23 protein-coding genes and 3 pseudogenes are annotated in these 25381 nt (G+C 36.8%); all 26 read left to right on the top strand.

What is annotated here, in order from left to right; translation table 11 throughout:
* Positions 1–29: 29 nt before the first annotated feature.
* Positions 30–329: a Fe-S protein assembly co-chaperone HscB gene (gene hscB, locus ACLKMH_RS18205; RefSeq protein ID WP_413699387.1), complete on the top strand. Its 300-nt coding sequence runs from the start codon at positions 30–32 to the stop codon at positions 327–329.
* Positions 307–540 carry an iron-sulfur cluster co-chaperone HscB C-terminal domain-containing protein gene (locus tag ACLKMH_RS18200; protein ID WP_413699386.1) on the top strand — a complete coding sequence of 78 codons (234 nt, stop codon included), beginning with the start codon at positions 307–309 and terminating at the stop codon, positions 538–540. The genes hscB and ACLKMH_RS18200 overlap by 23 nt, the downstream gene beginning before the upstream one ends.
* Positions 541–664: 124 nt before the next feature.
* A pseudogene (gene hscA / locus ACLKMH_RS18195) lies at positions 665–2529 on the top strand (Fe-S protein assembly chaperone HscA).
* An 85-nt stretch (positions 2530–2614) separates the two neighbouring features.
* Entirely contained in the window at positions 2615–2953 is a 339-nt protein-coding gene (gene fdx, locus ACLKMH_RS18190; RefSeq protein ID WP_413699385.1) for an ISC system 2Fe-2S type ferredoxin, read from the top strand.
* A 605-nt stretch (positions 2954–3558) separates the two neighbouring features.
* Positions 3559–3822, top strand: a complete 264-nt coding sequence (locus tag ACLKMH_RS18185; protein WP_413699384.1) for a hypothetical protein — start codon at positions 3559–3561, stop codon at positions 3820–3822.
* 667 nt (positions 3823–4489) lie between these two features.
* Positions 4490–5116, top strand: coding sequence for a hypothetical protein (locus ACLKMH_RS18180; RefSeq protein WP_413699383.1), 627 nt, complete (start codon positions 4490–4492; stop codon positions 5114–5116).
* Between the two features lie 554 nt (positions 5117–5670).
* Positions 5671–5868: a Fe-S cluster assembly protein IscX gene (gene iscX, locus ACLKMH_RS18175; RefSeq protein ID WP_413699382.1), complete on the top strand. Its 198-nt coding sequence runs from the start codon at positions 5671–5673 to the stop codon at positions 5866–5868.
* A gap of 67 nt (positions 5869–5935) precedes the next feature.
* Positions 5936–6493: a hypothetical protein gene (locus ACLKMH_RS18170; protein ID WP_413699381.1), complete on the top strand. Its 558-nt coding sequence runs from the start codon at positions 5936–5938 to the stop codon at positions 6491–6493.
* A complete protein-coding gene (locus tag ACLKMH_RS18165) occupies positions 6438–6875 on the top strand; it encodes a hypothetical protein (protein WP_413699380.1) in 438 nt (145 codons plus the stop codon). The genes ACLKMH_RS18170 and ACLKMH_RS18165 overlap by 56 nt, the downstream gene beginning before the upstream one ends.
* On the top strand, positions 6847–7230 hold the full coding sequence (locus ACLKMH_RS18160; RefSeq protein WP_413699379.1) for a hypothetical protein: 384 nt from the start codon (positions 6847–6849) through the stop codon (positions 7228–7230). Before ACLKMH_RS18165 ends, ACLKMH_RS18160 begins: the two co-directional genes overlap by 29 nt.
* Before the next feature lie 203 nt (positions 7231–7433).
* Positions 7434–9803: a bifunctional 23S rRNA (guanine(2069)-N(7))-methyltransferase RlmK/23S rRNA (guanine(2445)-N(2))-methyltransferase RlmL gene (gene rlmKL / locus ACLKMH_RS18155; RefSeq protein WP_413702391.1), complete on the top strand. Its 2370-nt coding sequence runs from the start codon at positions 7434–7436 to the stop codon at positions 9801–9803.
* The gene (locus ACLKMH_RS18150) at positions 9796–10026 is read left to right on the top strand and encodes a glutaredoxin family protein (protein ID WP_413699378.1); all 231 of its coding nucleotides are present in this window, start codon (positions 9796–9798) and stop codon (positions 10024–10026) included. The genes rlmKL and ACLKMH_RS18150 overlap by 8 nt, the downstream gene beginning before the upstream one ends.
* Positions 10027–10115: 89 nt before the next feature.
* Positions 10116–12022 (top strand): annotated as a pseudogene (locus tag ACLKMH_RS18145) (ABC transporter ATP-binding protein).
* Between the two features lie 6 nt (positions 12023–12028).
* On the top strand, positions 12029–13816 hold the full coding sequence (locus ACLKMH_RS18140; RefSeq protein WP_413699377.1) for a DUF3466 family protein: 1788 nt from the start codon (positions 12029–12031) through the stop codon (positions 13814–13816).
* 201 nt (positions 13817–14017) lie between these two features.
* Positions 14018–14983, top strand: a pseudogene (locus tag ACLKMH_RS18135) (PstS family phosphate ABC transporter substrate-binding protein).
* A 221-nt stretch (positions 14984–15204) separates the two neighbouring features.
* Entirely contained in the window at positions 15205–18537 is a 3333-nt protein-coding gene (gene recC, locus ACLKMH_RS18130) for an exodeoxyribonuclease V subunit gamma (protein WP_413699376.1), read from the top strand.
* Positions 18537–19490 carry a UvrD-helicase domain-containing protein gene (locus ACLKMH_RS18125; protein WP_413699375.1) on the top strand — a complete coding sequence of 318 codons (954 nt, stop codon included), beginning with the start codon at positions 18537–18539 and terminating at the stop codon, positions 19488–19490. The genes recC and ACLKMH_RS18125 overlap by 1 nt, the downstream gene beginning before the upstream one ends.
* 74 nt (positions 19491–19564) lie before the next feature.
* The gene (locus ACLKMH_RS18120) at positions 19565–20830 is read left to right on the top strand and encodes a UvrD-helicase domain-containing protein (RefSeq protein ID WP_413699374.1); all 1266 of its coding nucleotides are present in this window, start codon (positions 19565–19567) and stop codon (positions 20828–20830) included.
* A complete protein-coding gene (locus ACLKMH_RS18115; protein WP_413699373.1) occupies positions 20827–22200 on the top strand; it encodes a 3'-5' exonuclease in 1374 nt (457 codons plus the stop codon). Before ACLKMH_RS18120 ends, ACLKMH_RS18115 begins: the two co-directional genes overlap by 4 nt.
* Entirely contained in the window at positions 22200–22955 is a 756-nt protein-coding gene (locus ACLKMH_RS18110; protein WP_413699372.1) for a hypothetical protein, read from the top strand. Before ACLKMH_RS18115 ends, ACLKMH_RS18110 begins: the two co-directional genes overlap by 1 nt.
* Positions 22927–23229 carry an AAA family ATPase gene (locus tag ACLKMH_RS18105; RefSeq protein ID WP_413699371.1) on the top strand — a complete coding sequence of 101 codons (303 nt, stop codon included), beginning with the start codon at positions 22927–22929 and terminating at the stop codon, positions 23227–23229. Before ACLKMH_RS18110 ends, ACLKMH_RS18105 begins: the two co-directional genes overlap by 29 nt.
* Positions 23222–23797 carry an AAA family ATPase gene (locus tag ACLKMH_RS18100; protein WP_413699370.1) on the top strand — a complete coding sequence of 192 codons (576 nt, stop codon included), beginning with the start codon at positions 23222–23224 and terminating at the stop codon, positions 23795–23797. The genes ACLKMH_RS18105 and ACLKMH_RS18100 overlap by 8 nt, the downstream gene beginning before the upstream one ends.
* On the top strand, positions 23797–24267 hold the full coding sequence (locus ACLKMH_RS18095) for an ATP-binding domain-containing protein (protein ID WP_413699369.1): 471 nt from the start codon (positions 23797–23799) through the stop codon (positions 24265–24267). Before ACLKMH_RS18100 ends, ACLKMH_RS18095 begins: the two co-directional genes overlap by 1 nt.
* Before the next feature lie 23 nt (positions 24268–24290).
* Positions 24291–24635 (top strand): pyridoxamine 5'-phosphate oxidase family protein, encoded by a 345-nt coding sequence (locus tag ACLKMH_RS18090; protein ID WP_413699368.1) that lies wholly within the window; start codon positions 24291–24293, stop codon positions 24633–24635.
* The gene (locus tag ACLKMH_RS18085; protein ID WP_413699367.1) at positions 24610–24903 is read left to right on the top strand and encodes a hypothetical protein; all 294 of its coding nucleotides are present in this window, start codon (positions 24610–24612) and stop codon (positions 24901–24903) included. The genes ACLKMH_RS18090 and ACLKMH_RS18085 overlap by 26 nt, the downstream gene beginning before the upstream one ends.
* 9 nt (positions 24904–24912) lie before the next feature.
* The gene (ybaK, locus tag ACLKMH_RS18080) at positions 24913–25377 is read left to right on the top strand and encodes a Cys-tRNA(Pro) deacylase (RefSeq protein ID WP_413699366.1); all 465 of its coding nucleotides are present in this window, start codon (positions 24913–24915) and stop codon (positions 25375–25377) included.
* Positions 25378–25381: the final 4 nt, after the last annotated feature.

Here is a 25381-nt window from a genome sequence, read left to right as displayed (position 1 = left end):
ATGTTTATTTTCCATAGTAGGATCTTATTTTGAACTACTTTCAACTTTTCTCATTACCTACAGATTTTTCAATCGATACACAGCAACTCGCTAGCACTTATCGCGAATTACAAAAACAATTTCATCCTGATAAATCTGTTATGCTTTCCGATGCAGAGCGGTTAGTAGCTATGCAAAAAAGCACTGAAATCAACGATGCATATCAAACACTGAAAAATAGTTGTTTACGAGCACAATATATTCTTTCTCTGTTGGGTCTTGATATCGCTTTAGAGCGACCGTACCCTGCAGGATACAGACTTTTTAATGCAACAAATGATGTGGCGTGAAACTATTGAATCCTTCACCGAAGATGATGAAGATGAGATAGAAGCATTCAGCGCGAATATACAAAAACTAGTGAATGATTTAGAATCAGACATTGAAAAACAGTTGCAGGACAAAGCGTTAGAAGATGCCGCAGATAGCGTGCGTAAATTGAAATTTATGTTAAAGCTACAAACTGAAATTGAACAACTTGAAGAGAAACTCTTCGATTAAAAAAGATCACGCGTTGCTGTCATTTATGAAAAGTGGCAACTAAACAATTGCCATTTAGCAAACTGAATCTGTGCTTTATAAACAGCTGAGTGGTCACAAATTAAGAATTAAAGGTTATAACTGTATGGCATTACTCCAAATTGCAGAGCCCGGTTTATCGGCGACTCCCCATCAACATAAACTTGCAGTCGGCATTGACTTAGAACAACCAACTCATTAGTCGCAACAGTACGTAGTGGTGTTGCTAATACATTAGTCGATATCAACCAACAAGATATGTTGCCTTCAGTTATCCATTATGGTGAAAATCAGACAATAACTACGGGCGTAGAAGCGCAGAAACAACTCATGATTGACCCATTAAACACCTTAGTCTCAATGAAACGTTTAATTGGTAAATCATTAGCCGACATTGACCAAAAACATTTACCCTACGAATTTAACGAAAGTGATGATGCAAAAAGTAATCTGGTTGAAATTATCACTCAAAATGGTGTTGTTAATGCGGTTCAAGCTTCTAGTGAAATATTAAAGACACTTAAACAACGCGCAATCGATACCTTAAAAGATGAATTAGACGGTGTTGTTATCACTGTGCCTGCTTACTTTGATGATGCGCAACGTCAAGGCACAAAGGATGTCGCTCGTTTAGCGGGATTGCATGTTTTACGTTTATTAAATGAACCAACAGTCATCGCCATTGCCTACGGATTAGATTCTGGGCAAGAAGGAGTGATCGCGGTTTATGATTTAGGTGGCGGTACCTTTGATATCTCTATTTTACGTTTGCATAAAGGTGTTTTTGAAGTGCTTGCAACGGGCGGTGATGCATCATTAGGTGGTGATGATTTTGACCATACTATTGTTGAATGGATAAAAGCTGAAGCAAATATTACAGGTAAACCAACACCTCAATTGCAACAAGAGTTATTAAAAGTAGCACGTGCCACTAAACAACAACTGAGTGATGTTGATCAGGTTGATATTAATTTATCAAGCATTGATGCGCAGTTAACACTAAGCAAAGTACAATTTGAATCTTTAATTGAAAAATTAGTTAAGAAAACCCTACGAGCTTGTAAACGTGCGGTAAAAGACGCTGATGTTTTCCTAGAGGAAATATCAGAAGTTGTGATGGTTGGTGGTTCAACACGCGTACCATTAGTGCGTAGTAAAGTGACTGAATTCTTTAATCGTGAGGTATTAACCTCAATTGACCCAGATAAAGTAGTAGCAATTGGTGTCGCTATTCAAGCTGATATATTAGTGGGTAATAAACCCGATTCTGATATGTTATTACTTGATGTATTACCGCTGTCCTTAGGTCTTGAGACCATGGGTGAGTTGGTTGAAAAAGTAATTCCAAGAAATACCACTATCCCGGTTGCACGAGCTCAAGAATTTACTACCTTTAAAGATGGTCAAACCGCGATGCTGATCCATGTTTTACAGGGTGAGCGTGAACAGGTTAAAGATTGTCGTTCATTGGCTAAATTCGTGTTAACAGGTATTCCGCCAATGGCCGCTGGTGCCGCCCATATACGTGTTACTTTCCAAGTTGATGCCGATGGTTTATTAGGCGTAACAGCGATGGAAAAATCTTCTGGTGTACAGGCGAATATTGAAGTAAAACCTTCATTTGGTTTGAGTGACTCAGAGGTAATGGAGATGCTGAGTGCTTCACAAACACACGCTCAAGAAGATATTGAAGCACGCATGTTGATTGAACAACAAGTTGAAGTAAAACGTGTGATTGAAAACCTTCAAGGCGCACTTGCAAAAGATGGCCATAAATTACTCGATGACGATGAGTTTAAAGTGATTGAAGAAAATATTGAAGTGTTAGCAAGAATTGGTCAAGGTAATGATGTTGAAGCTATCAAAGAAGCCTTAAAAGCGATTGATAAATTGACTGACCATTACGCATCTCTGCGAATGGATGCCTCAATCAATGCCGCACTAACTGGGCAATCAGTTGATAAGATCTAGTTAAGAAAAATAATGACTCAGGGGATCACGTTAACGGGTACTCTGAATAATGAACAATAGTTAAATAATTTTAAGGTAATTGAGAATGCCAAAAGTAATATTTTTACCCCATGAAGAGTTATGCCCAGATGGCCTTGTTATTGAAGCAAAGGAAGGGGATACGGTGCTAGATCTTGCATTGGAAAATCATATTCATATTGAACATGCCTGTGAGAAGTCTTGTGCTTGTACAACTTGTCATGTGGTTATTCGTGAGGGTTTTGATTCTCTTGAAGAAAGTGATGAACTTGAGGATGATATGCTTGATAAGGCTTGGGGACTTGAGCCAGAATCGCGTTTAGGTTGTCAGGCATGTGTTGCGGATGAGGATCTGGTTGTTGAGATCCCGAAATATACGGTTAATATTGTTTCTGAGAATCATTAATGGTTTTTGGTTAGTTTGATATCTCCCTCGAAAGCGCTTATTGATTAAGCGTTTTTTTTTGCTTTATTTTTTTAATTATTCTAGTTCGCTTTGCTCATCCAGTCAGTGTTTGAGCTTACTTTACAGTGGTTTCGCCTGTTGGCGAGTCACTTTCCTTTGAACGGCCAAAGGAAAGTAACCAAAGGAAAGGCCGCCCATAACGTTTTCTAATCTTGTCTGAATAATTACTTTATAACGCACCAGTTCGGACCGCACACTTCTCTGAATTGACTTCTAGTTTTTGTTTAAATCCTATAAAAAGATAATTAATCTTTTTCAAAACATGATGAAAAAATCCTCGCAGAACTTAGCCACGGCATCCATGCCGTGACTTGCTGAAGTGATTAATAGCACAAGGAAAATGTAAAGGGGAGCTCTCCAGACGCATTGATTCTAAAACTTAATTATCAGACTAGAGTTTCGCATTTTAGGCAACAAAACGATGAGAAAGCGAGACAGAGTTTCGTATTAACATTGAGCCTAACTTTAATATTAATTTCATTGGAGTAAGATATTTTTGTTTTACTTTTTTAGATACTTAATTCTTTATTAGGATATAGAAAAATATGAAAATTTACCGATATATACTTGCGATGATTATTGTCTTGTTGCTTTCTGGCTGTGAAACGCTAGAGCAATATAAAGCAGAGCATGATTTGAAAGTATTAAATGAAGTAAGGGCTTCTTGTTTAACTTATGGCTTTAAAGAGTCTACCGACGCTTTTGCAACTTGTGTTCAAACAGAAATTAATGAGATTAAAAATAGAGATACAATAGAAGCCACTGATAGGCGTGTTGGTAGCAGGTTTTCAATGACATGCAGAGATTAATGAATCGTTTTTAGCTACATAAAATGTAGTCGTTGTTATTTAGTTTGATATCTCTCAAAAGCGCTGATTGATTAAGCTTTTTTGCTTTTTTGCGGTCATGTTTTAAAATTTTCTCTAATGTGCTTTTCTAGTTCGCTTTGCTCATCCAGTCGGTAATTGATCTTATTTTACTGAAGTTTCGCCTGTGGGCGAGTCACTTTCCTTTTAACTGCCAAAGGAAGAATAGGGTATCGTGTGTTTGTTTCGCTTTACTTTTCGCTTCGCTCATCCAGTCAGATATTAAGCTTACATTGCAGAGGTTTCGCCTGTAGGCGAGTTCATTTTCTTTATACGGACAAAGAAAACAGAACCAAAAGAAAACCGCCCATAACATTTTCTAATCTTGTGCGATGAATCACTTCATTACGCACCAGTTCGGACCGCACATCCCTGTGCGGAACCGAACTTAGCCACGGCATCCATGCCGTGACTTGCTGAAGTGATTAATAGCACAAGGAAAATGTAAAGGGGAGCTTGATAACCACTCTTATTCTCACATAATACAAGGTGTACTTTTGTTTGTGATTGTCCAACAAAACTTTGAGGTTTTATTAAATTTTGAGTTTTATTGCGGTTACTTGATACAATGATGTTACCTAGAAGTGTTTTTCATTAAGGTTAATTTATTTTGTATAGTACATTTGTATATTTTATTTGCTGTATTGCCCTTTTAACAATAGGTATTGTAACAGGCTATTTGTTTACTATTTCGAGTTTTAGTCTCGATAATTTAACGAAGTATTTCAGCATAATTGCTAGCATTACAACAGTTTTGGGTGTCATATTAGCAATTTTTAATATTCATTTGTGGAAAAAAGAATATAAAAATAAAAAACTGGATTTTTTGATTGACGACTTAGAAGACCATTTTAATGATTTATGTTCATCAATGATGCAACATTATTTTGCTGAAAATGATTTACTAAAAAAAGAAAATGTAAATGATTACTCTGATGAGTTAAACAAAATAGAGCAAAATAAATTACAAATATATAAAGAGAATGAACATAAATATTGGCTAGCTTACACTAAAATTCAGCGTTTTCAGAAATTAGATAAAAACTCTATCATCAACCCTAATGTTATTAGTGAATATAATACTAAAAAGATACAAACTTTGTATAAAATTTTTCAGTTGAACTCTCGTCAAACAATAAGAGAAATGCAAAAAAATAATCTGGAAGAAATATTACAAAGAAATTCGTCTTGCAAAGAAGAGTTTCTAAAATTACGTGAAAAAATTCTTGATATTTAATAAATTAAAACTTAATTCGATTATTTTCATGAACCGGGTATTAAATCTACCTAAGTTATTTTCTTAGCATTTTATAATTAGCCTCAATGCGCACACACAAGGTTTCCGTTACGTTTTTCTTGATAAATCAATTCCTTTAGCAAGTGAGGCATGGATGCCGAAACTAAGTTCGGCTCCGCACAGGGATGTGCGGTCCGAGCTGGTGCGTTATAAAGGGATTTATTTAGCAAGATTAAAAAACGTTTCGGAACGGCACTTTTTGGTTACTTTTTCTTGCTGTTGAGAAAAAGTGACTCGCCTTCAAGGCGAAACCAATGATATATAAGCTCATAAAACTGACTGGATGAGCTCGACGAACTAAAAAACAAAATGGCAATAGAAGAGTTTTAGTCATCCTAATTGAAAAATATGCAACACCAAATCACGCCAAAATAAATCACACTGCCGCCGATAACCCCTTGCCATTCCTCCTGAGTTAGCGTTTAATCAACTAATAAACAAAGCGTCACAAAACACCATCAACCCAGTAATCGCGACGATACAAGGAGAACCACATGTCACTTAAATGGATCGATTCTCTCGACATCGCCATCGCATTAATAGAAGAACATCCAGAACAAGATCCCACCCAACTTCGTTTTACCGAATTACGTGAATGGGTACTCGCACTTGAAGAATTTGATGATGATCCCGCGCATAGCGACGAACGAATATTAGAAGCCATTCAGCAATGCTGGATTGAAGAATTGTAATTTACAATTTTAAAGCACAACGTAAATTTCAGCTTACCTTTAAGTTTACCTTTAGAAAGGAAATAAAATGTCCAACCCGTTTTTAGTCTTATTAAGTTTCGAACCCGCTTCATCATTATGGGATGAAGATGCATTAATCAGTTTCTCAGAAAATAAAGTCACCATTCATCTTGATAAAGCTAGTCCACTATATCGCCAAGTACAAAGTGTCGCTCGCAAATTAGATGGAATGTCTCTTCGTAACCTAAAACTAGATGGGGAGCATTGGGATGTTGAATTACGCTGGGCATTTAGCCAAGGTTTATTTAATGCTAAAAAAGGCGCTCAACTTAGTTTTGGTGACATTTCAGAGGAAGAATTACAACAGTTAACCTCTCGTAAACTAATTGTAGAGTGGGTACGTAATACTATTAACCTTGGGCCTGAAGCGCTTTACCCTGAACTATTATGTTCAAAATCAGCGGATTTAATTAAACATGTTTTAGCAGATGAAAGTCATCTTAAATATGAAATTATTAGTGGTGAAGCATTACTTGAGCAAGAGTTTCACGGTATTTACCAAGTAGGCCGTGGCAGTAGCTCGTCCGCCTGCTATGTTGCAATTGGATTACAATCCAACGGGTGATGAAAATGCACCAGTAGAATTTGCCTTAGTAGGTAAAGGGATCACATTTGATTCTGGTGGTTATAGCTTAAAACCAAGTGCTGGTATGGCTATTATGAAAAGTGATATGGGTGGCGCAGCAACCCTAGCTGGGTCATTGGCTTTAGCAATTGTTAATGGTCTGCAAAAACGTGTAAAACTTTATTTATGTTGCGCAGAAAACCTAGTCAGTGGAAATGCTTTTAAATTAGGTGATGTGATCACCTATAAAAACGGAGTAACGGCTGAAATTTTAAATACAGATGCTGAAGGGCGTTTAGTATTAGCTGATGGTTTATTAGCCGCTCAGGAAGATAATCCGTCTCGCATTATTGATGCAGACAACCTTAACAGGGGCCGCTAAAATGGCGGTGGGGCGTGATTACAACTCTGTTTTGTCAATGGATGATGAGTTTGTCAAATTAGCTGAGCAAAGCGCAAAATCAACTAACGAAATGTTATGGCGTTTACCCTTTGAAGCTTTCCATATGAAACAAATTAATTCTTCCTTTGCGAAGATTGCTAATATTTCAAGTGGAGAAGGTCGCGCGGGAGCTTCTACAGCCTGTGCTTTCTTAGCTCATTTTGTTAAAACACCTGAGAAAAACTGGTTGCATTTTGACCTATCGGGTAGTTATCAAGCTGGCACACAGGATTCTTGGTCTGCTGGCGACAAAGGACATGGCGTAATGATGATCAGCGAAATACTTTTGGCCTAGTTGTTATTGCTTTGAGTCTTGAAAAACACGGTTTTTACCGTGTTTTTTTGTTTTTAACGCGTATACTACACACATTTTATTTTATAGCATTTCAAGTAATTGAATGGTCAAAATTTGAAGCATTTCAGCAACAGATTGACGAGATACTTAAGTAGATTGCTATTAACTTTTTTAATTAATTCCAGAGAACCAATATGCAAAATATGCAAAGTTACTTTTTACCAACCGCAAAAGGTTTAGCCCCATTACTTGAGGCTGAACTAAAAGAGATGGGTATTGAAAACCCTAAACAAATTAACGGTGGGGTGAGTTTCGATGGTTCTCTAGAACAAGGTTACCAAGTTTGTTTATGGTCTCGCTTTGCATCTCGTGTATTACTGAAATTAAGTGAATTCAAAGTAGTAACAACGCTAGATCTTTATTTAGGTTGTAGCAACATTCCCTGGGAAGAGCATTTCGATATTAATAGTACTTTCTCTATCGATTTTTCTGGCGCCAATGATGAAATCCGTAATACCCAGTTTGGCGCACTTAAAATTAAAGATGCCATTGTTGACCGATTCCGCAAAAAGTTTGATGAACAACGTCCAAATGTTGAAAAGCGCGATGCTGACATTCGTTTTAATGGCCGTTTATGGAAAGATAAAGCTTCTATTTATTTAGACCTTTCAGGTTCACCGTTACATATTCGTGGTTATCGTACCATTGCTGGTGAAGCACCTTTGCGTGAAACCTTAGTCGCCGGTGTTATTAAACGCAGTGGTTGGAAAGGTGAAGCATTGCTCGACCCTATGTGTGGTTCGGGAACCGTTGTGATTGAAGCCGCTATGATGGCATTAAATATTGCACCAGGTTCTTTACGTCCAAGTTTCGGTTTTGAAAAGTGGAAGAAGCATGATGCTGAATGTTGGAAAACATTAAAAACATCGGCACAGGTTTACGGAAAACGCGCGGTTAAAGATTGTGAAACTCGCTTTTATGCTTCCGATTTAAGCCAAGAGATGATCCGCATTGCTAAGCAAAACGCCCAGCGAGCAGGTGTTGCTGAACTGATTGAGTTTTCAGTACAAGATGCGAAAAAAATAATGCCGCCAGAAGAGTTAGAAACGGGCATGATTATTTCTAATCCTCCTTATGGCGAACGTTTAGGTGGCTTTAGCGATACCATCACGCTTTATACTGAATTAGGTGTGCATTTCAAGGATGCCTTTGCGGGATGGAATTTATCAATGTTTGCCATGGATACTGAGCTATTAAGTTGTTTAGGTATGCGTGCAGGCAGAAGTTATAAATTCTTTAATGGTCCGATTGAGTGTGTTTTAAAAAATTATCGAATTTCCCCTAAGCGTAATGCGGTAAAAGCGCCTGTTGATACTGTTAAAAAAGAAACAAGCAATGATATTTATGGTGATATTAGCAGTAAATATAGCCACAAAAATGATGAAAAAGGTGCACAACGAAAAGCACAAGAACTTAATAAATTAACAGAAGAAACAGAAAACACAGAAAAAATAAACCCGTGGACAATGGGCCGTGGTGATGAAGCGCCTGAAGCTGATGAATCATTTGAAATGGCGCAAGAAAGTGAATCTGAAATTGTTTTTAAAGAAGCAAAACAGATTAAACCTGCTATTTACTCGGAAGCGTTTGCTAATCGTTTAACTAAAAATCTAAAGAAATTAGAGAAGTGGGCGCAACGTGAAAACGTAGAATGTTACCGTATGTATGATGCCGATTTACCAGAGTACAATGTGGCTATCGATAGATATGGTGAATACATCATTATTCAGGAATATCGTGCGCCAAAAGAAATTGAGTTAGGTAAAGTTCGTCGTCGCTTTTTAGATGTGGTTTCTACCGTACGTTATATGCTTAATCTTTCCGATGATAAATTAATTATCAAAGTACGTGAACGTCAAAAAGGGCGTCAACAGTACGAAAAGATTGATGCTAAAAAGCAATCTTTGATTATGCATGAAGGACAAGCAAAATTAATTGTTAACCTGCAGGATTACTTAGACACCGGTTTGTTTTTAGATCATCGACCTGTGCGTTTGAAAATCGCTAACATGGCGAAAGGAAAAGACTTCTTAAACCTATTTTGTTATACCGCAACGGCCTCTGCTCATGCCGCACTTGGTGGCGCGAAATCTACAACCAGCGTAGATATGTCTAATACTTATTTGGCTTGGGGTGAAAAGAACTTTGCTGAAAATGGCATCAAAGGTAAGCATCAGTTTATTCAACAAGACTGTATTAAATGGTTGCAACATGCCCATGAAATGTTTGATCTTATTTTCATTGATCCGCCAACATTCTCAAACTCAAAACGTATGAGTGATGTGTTTGATGTGCAGGATGACCATATTGCGCTACTCACCTCTGCAAGTGAACGTTTAAATGATGGCGGGGAAATTATTTTCTCTAATAATAAACGTAACTTTAAATTAGATGTTGAGGCAGTTAAAGCCTTAGGTTTTTATATTAAAGATATTTCTAAAGCCTCTATTCCCGAGGACTTTAAGCGTAACGCGAAAATTCATCAATGTTGGATTTTAACTAAACATGACTAGCTGTGTGACCCTTTATTATACCGATGGCTGTCATCTTTGTGATGACGCGATTGAGTTATTAGAACAACTCAACCTGAGTTATCAAAAAGTTGATATTGTTGACTCTCAGGCTTTAGTTGAATTATACGGGACACTTATTCCTGTTGTAGAAAATGAACAGGGGGCAATCCTTAATTGGCCTTTTTCACTACAACAATTACAACAATTTAGCGCTCGTGATTAATACGAGCAGTAAAATTAAAATTCATAAATACTTAGCAATTGTGTTTAATAAAACATGCTCAGTTATTTTAAATAAAGAGAATCAATAAATTGGCACTATTAACCTTACATAATGCAGAGCTCGCCTTTGGTGATAATCCATTATTAAATAAAACAAATTTAGTTATTGAACCCAATGAACGAGTCTGTTTAGTTGGCCGAAATGGCGCAGGTAAATCAACCTTATTAAAAGTTTTAGACGGACGTATTCAACTGGATGATGGCTCATTACTGATTAATAAAGATGTTACTGTTGCACGTTTAGAGCAAGATCCTCCTTCAGCTAATACCATGAGTGCCTATGACTTTGTAGCCTCTGGTATGGATGAAGCGGGTGATGTCCTAAAAGCTTATCATCATCAGTTACTGGTTATAGCAGAAGATTGTAGCGAGAAAGAGCTTAATAAATTGTCTAAATTACAAGAAAATTTAGATCAGTTAGATGCCTGGCAATTAGACAGTAAAATTAATCAAATTTTAGATAGATTAGCTATCTCACCTGATACTAATTTAAATGAACTTTCTGGTGGTTGGTTACGTAAAGTGGCCTTAGCTAAAGCCTTAGTAAATGATCCTGATTTATTATTACTTGACGAGCCGACTAACCATTTAGACGTTGGTACTATTGAATGGTTAGAAGAATTCTTAATGAGCTTTAGAGGCTCAATTGTGTTTATCAGCCATGATAGGGAATTTATTCGCCGTTTATCAACACGGATTATTGATATTGACCGCGGTAATTTAAGCTCATGGCCGGGTGGTTATGATGAATACTTGGTTGCTAAAGAAGAAGCATTACGTGTTGAAGAAGAACAAAATGCTGAGTTTGACCGCAAATTAGCAATCGAAGAAAAATGGATCCGCCAAGGCATTAAAGCACGTCGTACTCGTAACGAAGGGCGTGTTCGAGCATTAAAAGCATTACGTAATGAACGTTCAGATCGTCAAAACGTACAGGGTAAAGCTAAAATCAATATCGATGTATCGAGTCGCTCAGGTAAAATTATTTTTGAAGCGGAAAATGTCGCATACAGTTACGATGATTTATGTATTGTAAAAGACTTTTCTACGACTATCATGCGTGGCGATAAAATCGCCTTTGTTGGACGAAATGGTTGTGGTAAGAGTACCGTTTTAAAACTTTTCTTAGATCAACTTCAACCTGATTCAGGTACCATGAAGTGTGGTACTAAATTAGAAGTCGCCTACTTTGACCAATACCGTGACACCTTAGATCCTGAAAAATCTGTAATGGATAACCTTGCAGAGGGTAAACAAGAAGTTGAAGTTAATGGTGCTAAGCGTCATGTATTAGGTTATTTACAAGATTTTTTATTTCATCCTGTACGAGCAAGAACGCCTGTTAAAGCACTTTCTGGTGGTGAAAAAACCGTCTTCTTTTAGCTAAGATTTTCTTAAAACCAAATAATTTATTAATTCTCGATGAACCTACCAATGATCTTGATGTCGAAACGCTTGAATTATTGGAAGAATTATTAGCAGACTATCAAGGTACCTTATTACTAGTGAGCCATGACCGTAGTTTTGTTGATAATACGGTGACGCATACTTGGTTCTTCGATGGAAACGGTAATATTGAGCAATTTGTTGGTGGTTTTAGTGATGCAACGCGTCATAAAGCACAAAGTGAAAAGCCTGTTATTGCAGAGAAAAAAGTTAAAACTGAAAAAAATATTGCTAAACCAAAGACTCAAGCAAAACCAGTTAAAAAACTTTCATATAAAATGCAGTTAGAATTAGAAGTTTTACCAAGAGAATTGGAAGCTTTAGAGGCTAAAGTTGAATCTTTGCAAGCCACGATTAATACTGCTGAGTTTTTTACTAAAGACAAACAAGATGCAGATAAATTTCTTGCTGAACTTGCTACCACCGAAGAAAAATTAGAGGTCGCATTTGAACGCTGGGAACATTTAGAAGAGTTAAAAAACGGAGAATAACCCTACATGAAATTGAAAGTTACAGTAGCCTCACTTATTTTGTTGATGGCAGATAATGTATTGGCGCAGGATGAGCCTTATTTTACCATTGAAACCATAAATGTTACTGCTGATAATGCTTTGTATGGTCCATATCCTAAAGCTATGTCTGAAGATGAAGACTTTATTGCAACCAATTCCACTAAGGCATCAATATCAAGTAATATCGATATTGGATTACCTTTTACCTTTAACAAAGAATGTCAATATGACTCCGTGCTTTGTGAATTGCAATTTTATGGTAGTGAGAGTTCAGAATTATCGAGTTATTATAATGCTTATAAAGCTTGGCGAAATGCGCAGGCGGATGCAGATGATGGCTCATATGAAAGCTATATGATGGCTAATACGTTATCATCAATGGCAGACAATGGCATGGTGCTTCCCTTTGATTTAGGTGGCAATACGACCGATGTTACCGTGACTGATGTTTACACCAGTAGTGCTGGTGTTAACTACATCATTGGCCACTCTTCAGGCCCATATAGTGATGGAGAACGTGACTTTGTTCGTCGTGCATTTATTCAATCACTAAATGGTACGGTTGTTTCTTTGATGCCGGAATTTACCACTGATGGTGGTTTTAGTAGTGCCTATAAAATTAAAGAAGTAGGTGATACTGTCATTGTCGTTGGAGCCTCAAGTCGTTCATTTCCTGAAGATGATGATGAATATTTTGATTACTGCTTTAATAGTGATGAAACAGATGATGTTTATGATATTAACGACTTAGTCTATTGTCCTGGTTTTGATACCCAGGCTTGGGCTTGGGATGTGACTGATATTGTTAATAATGGAGCAACGGATACAGAATTAACAGGATCGGCATTAGCAACAACTTGGTTAGATGATAATACTGAAAATCAAGATTACGTTACTTACAGTGCAAATGCTTTTGATATCAATGCATCCGAAACGGCGGTAGGAACATCCACCTTTGAATACAGTAATAGTGCTGAAGGTGCGCGTCAACGAGCAACGCTAATGAAACCAACAGATGGTGTTTATGGTGAAGCCGTTGAAATTACAGCTGTAACCGATGATATTGGTGACCAAGAAGATTCTATTTATAATACTTGGGCGCTTACTATTTCTGATGCAGGTTTAGTAACGGGTAACCGTGAATATAACGCGGTAAAATCACGTAATCAGGCGATTGAATTTTTTGTTTATGACAGCACAACCGACAGTATTTCATTTCCATTGCTGAATAAAAAAGTTGCCAATACTGAACAACGTTTGGAAAATGATAGTTATTTCGTTTCCAAAAATGGAGCAAATAGCCGGATTTATGATGCAAATGAATCAAATTGGTTCGTTGGTGAAGTTGATGACTATGATCAAACCGATCCTGTTTATGGGGCTAGCCCTCGTGAGCAAGCCGCTTTTTTATTCGATAATAGTGAAAACCAAGGTTGGTTAATTAATGATCTGATTTGTAGTCAAACAGATGGTGTCGTAACATCTCCTTATATTCGTATCACCACCGCACGAGTGATCAGTGAAAATAATGTGGTATTGGCGGATGGTTATGTTTATGAAAATAATGATGATTACACTAATAGAACAAATGGGGTTCAAACTGCCTTTAAATTAACTCCAAATAGCGCGTTGTCACCAAATGATAGTCCTAACTGTTGGGAATCAGACCTGCATAGTTCAGATGATGATACCTATGAACGTGAAGGTGGTGCTACATTCTGGTTATGGATATTTACGCTTCCGTTAGTATTTATACGCCGTTTTTATCGATAATATAACGATTAAAAATAGATAAATTAAAAAGCCTGTTAATTAAGTTAACAGGCTTTTTTTTAAATTAATTTCATTTGTCATTAAAGTGTCACAAAAGATGGGCATATTAGCGTCATCGCCAAGGGGTGAACCACTTCTTATTAAATGATTAATAAGATAATTAATTATGTAAATTAAAATACTATCTACACGGAGTTTTAGATGAAACTTAAAAAATTAGCCACGGCTATGACACTTAGCGCATCATTATTCACTGTTGCAACTTCTGTTTCTGCAAGCAAAGATTACCAAGCTATGAAAAAGTAAGTGGTATCTCAGGAAACCTTTCTTCTGTTGGCTCTGATACACTTGCTAACATGATGACATTTTGGGCGGAAGAATTTAAAGTAAATTACCCAAACATCAATATCCAAATTCAAGTCGCTGGTTCTTCTACTGCTCCACCAGCACTAACTGAAGGTACTTCTCAGTTCGGTCCAATGAGTCGTGCAATGAAGTCTAAAGAAATCGAAGCATTTGAAAAACGTTACGGTTACAAACCAACTCCTAGCTCGTGTTGCAATCGATGCACTAGCAGTATTTGTAAACAAAGATAACCCAATTGAAGGTCTAAGCATTAAACAAGTTGATGCGATTTTCTCTGCTACTCAAAAATGTGGTCACGATAAAGACGTTACTCGTTGGTCTGATGTTGGTCTAACAGGTAGCTGGGCTGGTAAAGATATCCAATTATTCGGTCGTAACTCAGTATCTGGTACTTACGGTTACTTCAAAAGCAATGCGCTTTGTAAAGGTGACTTTAAAAACAGTGTAAATGAACAACCTGGTTCTGCGTCAGTTGTACAATCAGTTTCTTCTTCACTTAACTCAATCGGTTACTCAGGTATTGGTTATAAAGTTGCAGGCGTTAAAGCCGTTGCACTTTCTAAGAAAGGCGGTGAATTCGTAGAAGCAACAATGGAAAATGCAATTGCTGGTAAATATCCATTATCTCGCTTCTTATACGTTTACGTAAACAAGCACCCAAACAAACCACTTTCTCCATTACAAACTGAGTTCTTAAAAATGATTCTATCTCAACAAGGTCAATACATTGTTGAAAAAGATGGTTACATTCCATTACCTGCCGCAGTAGTTGAGAAAGAGCTAGCAAAATTAGGTCTTTAATTTTTAAATTAAGCTAATATTTGCAAATAAAACAGCGCCTTGTGCGCTGTTTTTTGTATACTAACAAGCATCTCTGCAGATAATAAGGTAGGTGTTTGTGTTTCAAGTTTATCATTCTAATCAGCTCTCTCTTCTTAAAGATTTATTAGTTGCATTAATGCAAAGAATCTCCCCTTGAAAACCCCTTTGATAATGAAACCGTTTTAGTACAAAGTCCTGGCATGGCCCAGTGGTTACAGTTAGAAATTGCTACATCAACAGGCATAGTCGCCAATATTGATTTTCCGTTACCTGCGAGCTTTATTTGGAAACAATTTACGCAACTTTTAGACGACGTGCCGGAAAGTAGTCCCTTTAATAAAATGTCAATGACTTGGCATATTATGCAACTTTTACCTGAGTGTTTAACCGATCCTGATTTTTCAGCACTGGCACATTATTTAGAAGATGATGATGAAGGCCGTAAACGATTTCAATTGAGTCAAAAAATAGCGGATATTTTTGATCAATATTTAGTGTATCGCCCGGAATGGATTGATAATTGGGAGAGTGTTGATAGCGAGTTAATCAGTCTTTGGAAAGACAATTATCCAGAAGCGATGCCATTGTGGATTGGAGAGCAACGTTGGCAAGCTAAACTATGGAAAAAACTGAGTACAAAAATAACCTTAAGCTTTAATGAGCAGGGAAAAGCGTATCATCGTGCCGGCCTTTATAAAGCTTTTTTAAAGCAATTAGACAATGCAGACAGTCTGCATCATTTACCAAAACGTATCTTTATATTTGGTATTTCTACCTTACCCGAATCCTATTTACAGGCTTTATTAGGCCTATCAAAACACTGTGATGTGCACTTTTTATTAAGTAATCCCTGTCGTTATTACTGGGGTGATATTGTTGACCCTAAATTATTAGCAAAACGTTTTGCGATGCAACGTCAAAAGTTAAAAGTAGATCAAGGTGAGATACAAACACTTGAAGCATCTAGCTGGCAAAAGGATGAAGCGCATCTGAATTGGGCCTTAAGTGAAGATGAGCAAAGTGAGGTGGGTAATCCACTGCTAGCGTCAATGGGTAAGATGGGGCGTGATTTTCTTTATCAGTTATATAGCTTAGAACAAAATGAAATCGATGCCTTTGTAGATATAAATAGAGATAGCTTATTACACCATATTCAAGCGGATATATTAGAACTTCAGGATAGTAGTCAAGCTTTAAGTTTACGAGCAACTGGGCGAAAAATTATTAAACAGCAGGACCAGTCATTAACCTTACATATTAGCCATAGCATTATGCGTGAAGTTGAAATTCTGCACGATAATCTGTTAACTATGTTTAGCCTTGATGACAAATTAACTCCTAAAGACATTATTATTATGGTGCCTAATATTGATCAATACGCACCCTATGTTCAGGCTGTATTTGCTAATCAAGGGGCAGACTCTAATCGTTATATTCCCTTTACGATTTCCGATGTCAGTGCACAACAAGAAAACCCTATTTTAGTTAGCTTCCTACAATTATTAAATCTTAATAAAAGCCGTTATACCCGCGAAGATATCCTTGGGTTATTAGAAGTACCTGCGATTTTGCAACGTTTTAAACTGTCTCAGAATGACTTTATTTTATTACAAAAATGGATCAATGAGAGTGGTATACGCTGGGGCTTAAATGAACAAAGTGGCGAACAATGGGACTTGCCTAAAATATCACAAAATAGTTGGTTGTTTGGCTTAAAACGCATGTTGCTTGGTTATGCAATGGGTGATGGTTTATTTGAAGGTATTTCACCCTATGATGATGTGCAAGGATTACAGGGGGATTTGTTAGGCCGATTAATAGACTTTATTGATAGCTTGATGCAGTTGGAAGAAAAATTAAAACAAGATTATAACGCCACACAATGGCAAGCCTTTATCTATGAATTAATTGATAATTTTTATAGTGAGAATGATGATAATACTGAACTGTTTGCTTTTATTCGTGAGCAAGCAGATAACCTAGTATTAGGCACCGAAGAAGCGCAATTTGATGAATCGATTTCATTATTTGTATTAATGGAATATTTTGAAAATCACCTTTCTTTGCATGCTAATAGCCAAAAATTCTTAGCAGGTAAAGTCAACTTTTGTACCCTAATGCCAATGCGATCTATTCCTTTTAAGGTGGTGTGTTTGTTGGGTATGAATGATGGTGTTTATCCTCGTAATATCGTACCAATGGGATTTGATTTAATGGCGGGACACCGTAAAAGAGGAGATCGTTCTCGTCGAGAAGAAGATCGTTATCTATTTTTAGAAGCATTACTTTCAGCTCAAGAAAAATTATATATCAGTTATATCGGCCGAGATATTAATGACAATAGTGAAAAAATGAGTTCAGTGTTAGTCGCTGAATTGATTAATTATTGTTTACAAAGTTTTGTATTAGAAAAAAATATAGATGATGAAAGTCCCGTCGCCAGTGAGCAGTTATTATCCATGATCAGCTACTTTTATCCGATGCAAAGTTTCAGTAGCGCTTATTTTAAAGGCAAATTACAAACCTATAATCCTATTTGGTGGCAGGCAATCAGCAACCCTAGCGATGAAACCAGTCAAGTGCTAGCAACTTTACCTCTCGCTGAACCCTTATTAGAGGTACAACTTTTACATCTAAAACAATTTCTGAAGCATCCCTGTAAAACCTTTTTTAATCGTCGCTTAGATATTTATTATGAACTTGACGAGCATGAACAGGATAACGATGAACCTTTTGCCTTAGATAATTTACAACAATATTTTCTTAAAGGGCAACAGTTTGAAGTCGCCTTAGAAGGGCGTTCATTGCCGAACCTGTTTCAGGAAATTAAAGCCGCTGGTGAATTACCACTATCTGAATTTGCACCCTTAGCTTTTAATCGAGACTTACAGTCTATGGTTGACTTAGCGGATATCACCGCAAGTTACTTTATCGGTGAAAAGGAAACCGTCAGTGTTGATATACAATTTTCTGAAAAACGTTTGTTAGGGGAATTAACCGATCACTGTACTAATGGTTTAGTCCGCATTAAAACAGGTGGCATAAGAGGCAAGGATATTTTGAGCCTGTGGTTAGAGCACCTTTGTTATTGTATCACTCATGTGGAAAATCTTAATTCTACTTTGTTAGGGCAAAATAATGGTATTTATTTTCCAGAGGTTCCCTCAGATTTTGCTTATAAGCGCTTAAATGAATTAATTGACTTATATGAGCAAGGGTTACAACAACCGCTACCATTTTTTATTCAAAGTGCTTTTGCTTGGTGTACCTTAGTTAATTTACAGCAACCTGATTGTTTTATCCTAGAGGATATTAATTTTGAAACCCGCGCAGAGGCACAAACCGTCGCCCTAGATATTTTTGCTAATAGTCGAGGTTTTCAAGAGGGAAGTGACCCCTATATTAGCCGCGTATATGATAATTTGGAGGATCATTGGTTAGAGTTTGAGAGGCTTGCTTTTAAAATATTTAAACCTATTTTAGCTAATATTAGTTCTATTGAGTACTCAGAGAGTATGGAAGGGGATGAGTGATGAGAGACGAACATATTAAACCAGAATCATTAAATCCACTGACTTTCCCTTTATACGGAATGCGTTTAATAGAAGCCTCTGCAGGTACAGGTAAAACCTACACTATTGCAAGTTTGTTTATTCGTTTGTTATTAGGCCATGGTAATAAAAGTGTGCCTAATGTCGCTCATCAAGTGCCCTTAACCGTTGATAAAATATTAGTGGTGACCTTTACGGAAGCCGCAACGGCAGAACTGCGCAGTCGAATTCGAGAAAGAATTATTGAAGTACGCTTAGACTTTATGAAAGGTGAGAGTAAGGATGCTTTTATTGATGCGCTGATTCATCAAAGTGATGACCTTGCGATTGATATTCGTCTGTTACGATTTGCTGAATTACAAATGGATGAAGTCGCTATATATACCATTCATGGTTTTTGTCAGCGTATGTTAATGCAAAATGCCTTTGAGTCTGGCAGTTTATTTCAACAACATTTATTAGAAGATGACAGTCAGTTATTATTACAGGCAACTAATGATTTTTGGCGTAAGCATTTTTATGGCCTTTCTGTGCCATTAACAGAACTTATCTTTAGTTATTGGCAATATCCTGAGCGACTAAAAAATGAGTTACGCGCGTGGTTATCACGCCAGGATTTACAGTTTATTCCTAACATTGAAGACTTTGATTTCCAACTTAAATATGAAAATAGTCTCGCTAAAATCGAAAAATTAAAGACAGACTGGTTAGTGAGTGAGGCCGATTATTTCGATATTATTACCCATTCAGGTGTTAATAAACGTAGTTATACTAAAGCAAACTTACCAAAATGGTTAAAAGAGATATCTGATTGGGCTTTTATTAAAAGCAGTTCATTGGACTTACCTAAAAATTTAGTTAAATTTTCGCAGAAAACCTTAGATGAAAAAACAACTAAGGGGCAACACCCAGACATGCTGTTTTTACCCAGATAGAAAAAATATTAGAAGAAGATCTTTCTATTAAAAACACCATCTTGGTAAAAGCGACGAATTGGATACGAGCCGATTTGCAAAAGAGTAAGCATAGCCAAAGTTTGCTTGGCTTCGATGATTTATTATTACGTTTAGATAGTGCACTGCAAAGCTCACCGGATAACCATTTAGCGGAGCAAATAAAATCAACTTATCCGATTGCTTTAATCGATGAGTTTCAAGATACCGATCCGGTGCAATATCGTATATTCCAAACGATCTATACAAACCATGGAATTGAAGAGCAAACTGATGAGACGATGGCATCTGTAGTAGACCAGTCTGTCACTCGAAGTTCAGGTTTATTTATGATCGGTGATCCTAAACAAGCGATTTACAGTTTCCGTGGCGCCGATATCTTCACCTATATGAAAGCACGTCAGAATGTCAGCGCACATTATAGTTTGGATTATAATTACCGTTCTTCTGCACAAATGATTGATGCTGTTAACCACTTTTTTGAATTCTGCCCTGCACCCTTTATTTATGATCAGGATATACCTTTTTTAGCGGTTAAAGCACCAGAGATTAAACGCAAAAAGTTAGTGATTAAAAATACTGAAGACCCCAAACAAAAGGCGTTACAGTTTATTCTTTCTGCTGGTGGCGAAAATGCAGAGGGTTTTAAACAATCCATTACTACTGGCTGTGTTAATGAAATAAAAAATATCTTAATGCTGTCACAACAGGGGAATGCTTATATTGAAAATGTTGCAGGAGAAAAGAAAGCGATTGATGCTAATAATATCGCTGTCTTAGTGAGAACTGGTAAAGAAGCCGCCTTAATACGTAAAGCGTTACTCGACGAAAATATTAATAGTGTTTACCTTTCCTTAAAAGACAGTGTTTATGCAACACCACTCGCGAAGGATTTATTATTTATTCTAAAGGCTTGTTTAGCACCCGAAGATGAGCGTTTATTGCGTAGTGCGATAGGTGGAAAACTATTTGCTTTAACACCTGTGCAAATTCATGAGTTAATGTCTGATACAAAATTATGGGAGCAAAAAATAGCGCAATTTTTTGAATATCAAGCTTTGTGGCAAAAACGTGGTGTATTAGTCATGTTACATACCTTGTTTAATGAGCAAGGTATCAATCAGCGCTTACTCAAGGATGCTAAAGGAGAACGTTTATTAACGGATCTGTTGCACTTAAGTGAGTTATTGCAGAAAAACAGTGTTGAACATGATGGTGGTTTTGCCTTAACACGCTGGTTTGCAGAACAAGTTAGTCAAGTAAAAGGCGATAATAGTGAACAGAAACAACGCTTGGAAAGTGAAAAAATCTTATCCAAGTGAGTACCTTACATAAATCCAAAGGCTTAGAGTATGACATTGTGTTTATGCCTTTCACGGGATTACATCAAAAGGCGAGGGACTGTTTATATCATGATCCAACGCAAGACTTTAAGCTCTTCTATGATTTAGATAATGATAAAGATCATTTTTATTTAGCTGAAAAAGAACAGTTAGCTGAGGATTTACGCCTGTTATATGTGGGCTTAACACGCAGTGTTTATCGTTGTTATATTGGAATTGGCTGTTATAAATCAGGGCGAATAAAAAATAGTCCCTTAGCTAAAAGTGCTCTGGGTTATATTTGTTTAAAAGCAGGAAAAGATTTATTAGCCGGTGATACTCAAGGCCTGAATGATCGTTTAGATAATATGTGTCAAAGCAGTGATAATATTGATGTGCGCACATTACCTAGTGCTAATGAAGATACATATGTGGTGCTCTCTGACAATACAGCATTGCAAGCACCTGCTGAGTTTGTTGGTAAAATAGAAAATAATTGGTGGATCACCAGTTACTCTTCGTTATCGCGCTTTCATACTGCGCATCAACAACCGGGCAGTACACCAGATACCAGTAAAACAGATACAGATATTATCGAAGAAGTCCCCATTGAGCTGGAATTATTAGAGCCTTTGAAGACGCCTTTTAGTTTTCCAAGAGGCGCAAAACACGGTACATTTTTACACCTGATTTTTGAGCTGATTGATTTTCAGAGTGATGATGAAAGTGAGCTAAGCTCAATAATTGAGACTCAACTTGAAAAGCATCTTTATGACGATATTGAAGCTTGGACACCAATATTAACAAGATGGTTTACTCAGTTATTGTCTTTTCCATTAATGATTGATTCGTCTCAAAGCATCACATTAAAGCAATTAACGCCGAGTGCTAAAAAAGTAGAGATGCAGTTTTTTATAGATATGAAACCGATCCATTCCTATCAAGTGAATAAATTAATCAAACAGTATGACCCACTTTCTCGTCGAGCAGGCGAATTACAATTTCAAAGTGTGCAAGGGTTCTTAAAGGGCTTTATCGATTTAACTTTTGAATTTGAAGGAAAATATTATGTCCTAGATTATAAATCAAACTATCTTGGAGATCGTCTTGAAGATTATCAGCAAACTAATATTGAAAATATGATGGTCGATCATCGTTATGATTTTCAGTATCAACTATACACCTTAGCATTACATCGGTTATTACGCTCACGCTTACCCGATTATCAATATGAGCAACATATAGGAGGTGTTTTTTATACCTTTATTCGTGGTATGCAATCAGACAAAAACTGTGGTGTTTATTTTAATAAACCTGATTTTGCTTTAATTGATGGGCTCGATAAGTTGTTCGCAGGGGAGTTAAAATAATGCTAGCTGAATTAAAAGGATGGAAAGATTTAGGGTTAGTGCGTGCCATTGATTACCACTTTGGGCAATTCATTAGTGAATTAGGCGCTGATAACTTAACCGTTTTAAGTGCTATGTTTTGCAGTGAATATTTGGGCAAAGGACATGTTTGTTTGCCACTAAATGAAATTGTGAAGCAATTAAATGAAAAGTGTGTGCAAACAGAAACCGATTTATCTCAATTTTGTGAACGTTATGGTTTATCTTGTTTATTACAAAATCCTTTATCTGGCTCAGACTATGAAACACATGCGCGTTTAACCGAGTCTCATTGTGTTAGTACAGATAACACTGAACATAAAGCGCCCTTAAGTCTTCAATTTAATGCTTTGTATTTACGTCGTTATGCACTTTTTGAACAACTTATTGCCGATAAACTATTACATCAGCCCCAAATCATTATCACAGGTGATGTGAAAACTGAGTTAGATAGATTGTTTGCTGTTAATTACCAATATGTATACCAAGCTTGGCAAGAGGATAAGAAGCAGTCTGTTAAGCTACTGTGTGAAAAATATTTACATGTTATAGAAAATAATCAGTTAGATTGGAACCAAATTGAGAGCTGTTTTAAAGAGGCAAACAGTGTTGAAGATTTATCTATATTAGAATCATTAATTCCCCTATCGAGTCGTTGTGATTGGCAAAAAGTCAGTCGTCGCTCTTGCTTTGACAAGTGCGCGTTGTGTGATTTCTGGTGGCCCAGGGACAGGTAAAACAACCACAGTCACTAAGTTGCTTGCGCTATTGCTTCAGGTAAGAAAAGATTTAAATATCAAGATGGTTGCTCCAACAGGAAAAGTCACCGCAAGATTAACGGAATCGATCACTCAAGCCATTGAAGGGCTTGATATCGATCCGCAGATAAAAGATAAAATCCCTACCCAAGCCAGCACCATACATCGTTTATTAGGCGTGCAAGCAAACAGCAATCATTTTCGTTTTAACGAAGAACAACGTTTGCATTTGGATTTCGTCGCTGGTGGATGAAGCATCAATGGTTGATTTACCCTTGATGGCAAAATTATTGATGGCATTACCTGAGCATGCACGATTAATTTTATTAGGTGATAAAGATCAGCTAGCCTCAGTGGAAGCAGGTGCCGTATTAGGAGATATTTGCGCCTTTATTAACTCAGGCTATAGTCAAGAAAAAGCAACGCAACTTGCTCAGTTAACGGGGTTTGATAGTTTACTTACTGTTACTAGCCCGTCGCGTAATAATACTAATATGTCTGATAAACTTTGTTTATTAAGGAAAAGTTATCGTTTTGATCAATATTCTGGCATAGGTTTTTTAGCCATGGCAATTAATCAAGGAAAGGCCAGTTTTCAGCAGATACAGGCTTTGTTCAATAAATACCAAGATCTTAGTCATTATGCCAATAATGAAAGTAGTCATGATTTGTTATCTAAGATGATAGTGGCTGGCTATGCGCCTTATTTAAAACAGATACAAAAAATAGATGCTGATAATCGAGAGTTGCCTAAGAAGCTGTTAAAACTTTTAGTCAGTTTAAATTGTTATGTGCTATTCGAGAGGGTGAGTGGGGAGTAATGGGGCTAAATCAATTAGCCGAAATGCAATTAAGTAAAGCGGGGTTGATCTCAATAAATAACGATAATAATCCTTTTTCTCAAAACTGGTATGTTGGTCGCCCGGTGATGATCACACAAAATAATTATCACTTAGGTTTATACAATGGCGATATTGGCTTATGTTTATTAGATGAAAATGAACAATTAAGAGTTTATTTTCAAATGGCGGATGGTTTGATTTATGACTTTCAACCAAGTAGATTGCCTAGCCATGAAACTGTTTTTGCAATGACTGTACACAAGAGCCAAGGCTCTGAATTTGATCATACTGTGCTAGCCTTGCCACAAACTCAGATACCAGTTGTTACCAGAGAACTGATTTATACTGGTATTACCCGCGCTAAAAAGCAATTAACATTGTTTGCCGATTTACCTTTAATGGCACGTGCGATTAAAGATAAAACGTTACGTTTTAGTACGCTTAGTTGAGCGTTTAAATACGGAGCAATAATATGATTGAAATAAAGAGTGAACAACAACTTCTTGAAATCATCGGTACACCAGCACCAATGGCGGTAAAAAAGATCTATTCTTTTTTAAATCCACGTATGTTGAATTTTATCAAGCATTCGCCTTTATTAATGTTATCAACAGTTGATGAGCTCGGCTTTCCAACTATTTCCCCAAGGGGAGATAAAGCGGGGTTTGTTAAAGTCGATAATAAAGGCAGAATATTAATTTCCGAGTTACGCGGTAATAAATTAGCCTTTTCGTTAAATAATATTTTGCGGCGCCCACAGGTTGCGTTGTTTTTATTTGTACCTGGTGACGATGGAAACATTACGAATACATGGTGAGTGTCGTTTAGTAACCGGCGAATTAATATGTAAAAAATTAGCCTCAGAGTCTCATGATGCATTATTAGTATTAGAGGTCACAGTGATAAATGCGTATTTTCATTGTGCAAAGGCATTGTTAAGAAGCCAACTTTGGGAAAGCAATACCTGGCCAGATCCGATTAAAATTTCCTTTGGTAAGGAGATTGCTGAAAATAGTGGTGCAGACGAACAATTTATTGATCAAGTTGATGAAGCCGTCGAAGGTCATTACCAAACTGATTTGTAAGGAAGCATCATGACACCAGCAACTAAGTTATTAAAAAAACACAAAATAGCTTTTACTATTCATGAATATACTCATGATAAAAACTCAGTCTCCTACGGTTTAGAGGCGGCAGATAAACTGGGGCTACCAAGTGAAATGGTTTTTAAAACCTTGGTGGTTCAATTAGAAACTGGGGAATTAATTGTTGCCATTATTCCCGTCGCTGAAAAATTAAATATGAAGCTTGTGGCAAAAAACTTTAATAGTAAAAAAGCAAAAATGGCTGACAAAGAAGATGTATTACGAAGTACGGGTTATGTCCTTGGCGGGGTTAGTCCATTGGGTCAAAAGAAACGCTTAAAAACTATTATTCATGAAAGTGCTTTTTCCTTTAAAGAAATTTATATTAGCGCCGGAAAGCGGGGCTTAGATATCGCATTAAATCCACTTAATTTACAACGTTTATTGATGGCTAAAGGTGCGGATATTTGTTAGTCTC

It is taken from the genome of Psychromonas sp. KJ10-10, from assembly GCF_047323245.1.
Classification (GTDB): domain Bacteria; phylum Pseudomonadota; class Gammaproteobacteria; order Enterobacterales; family Psychromonadaceae; genus Psychromonas.
The sequence above is the reverse complement of the archived record's forward strand: the minus strand, read 5'-3'. Positions and strand labels throughout refer to the sequence as shown.